Origin of the sequence: Burkholderia sp. AcTa6-5, from assembly GCF_017815075.1 — a bacterium.
GTDB lineage: Bacteria > Pseudomonadota > Gammaproteobacteria > Burkholderiales > Burkholderiaceae > Burkholderia > Burkholderia sola.
This window is the reverse complement of the sequence record NZ_JAGIQE010000059.1, coordinates 1-2,291: the sequence shown is the minus strand read 5'-3', so window position 1 is coordinate 2,291 and position 2,291 is coordinate 1. Positions and strand designations below refer to the sequence as shown.

At 58.4% G+C, this 2,291-nt stretch carries 1 protein-coding gene; it reads left to right on the top strand.

What is annotated here, in order from left to right; genetic code table 11:
- Positions 1–604 precede the first annotated feature (604 nt).
- The gene (gene ltrA, locus J8I33_RS34165; protein ID WP_209939989.1) at positions 605–2,128 is read left to right on the top strand and encodes a group II intron reverse transcriptase/maturase; all 1,524 of its coding nucleotides are present in this window, start codon (positions 605–607) and stop codon (positions 2,126–2,128) included.
- Positions 2,129–2,291: the final 163 nt, after the last annotated feature.

The following is a 2,291-nucleotide window of genomic DNA, read 5'->3' as shown; positions in this document are numbered from 1 at the left end:
GGTGCGACCTGAAAGTCGCTATCACAACTGTCTTGCCAATAGCAACCGGACAAGACCTGCTGTTCTGCCAGCAGTAGCTCACTCGGTCGTGCGTCGCTGGTAACGGCGGGGTGCGGAGCATCGAGGACAACAATCGGGGCCGCGAGGCCTAGCCCGAGCCGCGAGGCGAAGGCGACACCTGCAAGCACCAATGCGGGAGCCGTAAGGGCTTGGGTGGCATGGTTAACGGAAGTGAATTCTCGCAAGCGTCGTGAGCACAGTCCAGCCAAAGGTGCTGTCAGGCTGAGGGCAAAAGCTAAGCGATCGGGTGCATTCAGTCTGTAGTGGGTGCACGCAGAACACAGCGTCGCCGGCGTAAAGGGAAAACCGTCGCCATCTCGTTGCGATAGCGGAACAGGGTAAGCCCATCCCGTCGCCCATACCGGGCAGGCCAACCGCAAGGAAAGCTGGTGGCGGAGTGGGTAAAGGAGGTTGGAGAAAGCGAACGCCTGACTGTAATGGCCGGGATACGGGCTGAAACATCGCTCGACACGAAAGTGGGCAGACTTCCAACTGGTCTCTCATCACGAGATAACTTGAGTAATCTTTGAGGGCGAGAAAGCAAATGAACGGGCAGTCAACGTGTGCACTGGCCGACCAAGGTACGTCGTGGCACAGCATCGACTGGGACACGGCCCACACCACGGTCAAAAGAATGCAGGCGCGTATCGTGAAGGCGACACAGGCTGGTCGCTGGAACAGGGTCAAGGCCCTGCAACGGCTACTGACCACCTCGTTCTACGGCAAAGCGTTAGCCGTTAAACGAGTGACGGAAAACCAAGGCAAACGTACACCGGGCGTCGACAAAGTGCTTTGGTCGACCCCGGATGCCAAATACATGGCGATAGGTTCTCTGACACGGAGCGGCTATCAACCGCTGCCGCTGAAGCGAATCTATATACCCAAAAGTAACGGCAAGCTGCGTCCGCTGAGCATCCCCACGATGCGAGATCGGGCGATGCAGGCCCTGCACCTGCTCGCTCTCGACCCCGTATCCGAAACGATCTCCGACGGGCAATCCTATGGATTCCGAAAAGAGCGATCCACTCATGACGCGATAGCACAATGCTTCATGAACGCCCGATATCACGGCAACCCAAAAGACCGGGGCGCACGGGTCTCGGCACAGTGGATTCTCGAAGCGGACATCCGCGGCTGCTTCGACAACATCGACCACGCGTGGCTCCTAAAGCACGTGCCGACGGACAAGGCCGTGTTGGCGAAATGGCTGAGGGCCGGTTACTTGAAGGACGGCGTATTCGCGAGAACAACCGAAGGGACGCCACAGGGCGGCATCATCAGCCCTGTGCTCGCCAACTTTGCGCTGAACGGGTTGGACAAGGTTCTATCGTCCGTCTTCAAATACCCGTCACATCGCATAGTCCACAAGGTCAATCTTGTGCGATACGCCGACGACTTCGTCATCACTGGAGTGAGCCGGGAAGTGTTGCAAGACACAGTTACTCCGGCAGTCACCGCGTTTCTTGCAGATCGGGGACTGGAACTCGCTCCGGAGAAGACGAAAATCACCCATCTGACGGAAGGCTATGATTTCCTTGGCCAGAACATCCGGCGATACGGCAAGAAGTTGCTTATCAAACCGGCGCGGAAGAACGTGCAGTCCTTCCTGCAAAAGGTTCGGGACATCATTAGACGGCTATGGTCGGCACCGCAGCATCTGCTGATCGACGCCCTGAATCCTGTGATAACCGGCTGGGCCATGTATCACCGCCACGTCGTTGCTCAGGAGACCTTCTCGAACGTGGACAGCCATATCTGGTACGCAATATGGCAATGGGCCAAGCGACGCCACCCCAAGAAACCTCCGGAATGGGTACGACGACGATACTTCCACCAAATCGGCCTGCGACGATGGGTATTCGCCGCCGCCACCGACCAAGTGGACGATAGCGGTCATCCCCTGCTTCGGACGCTTCGGACAGCGGCAAGCGTGACCATCGAGCGGCATCCAAAAGTCCAGTCGGACGCCAACCCCTACGACCATGAGTGGTACGCCTACTTCGCGCAGCGTGCTGCGATCCGAAGCAGAGTCTCCCGCGCACGTCGCAAGGGGAACGGCCGCAGCTAGTACGCGTGCTGTCATAAAGCAGGTACACATGCCGGTCGGTACGTTGTGCCACCGGGTTAGTTTAACCACTGGCCTTATAGAGGCTTGAGCCGTATGCGGGGAAACTCGCACGTACGGTTCTTAGGGGGCGGCGGCGCAGCAATGCGCCGTCGCTACCCGACTT

Bases quoted from the DNA above. Each gene is read 5' to 3' on its own strand.
- ltrA (WP_209939989.1), top strand. From the start codon at position 605: ATGAACGGGCAGTCAACGTGTGCACTGGCCGACCAAGGTACGTCGTGG.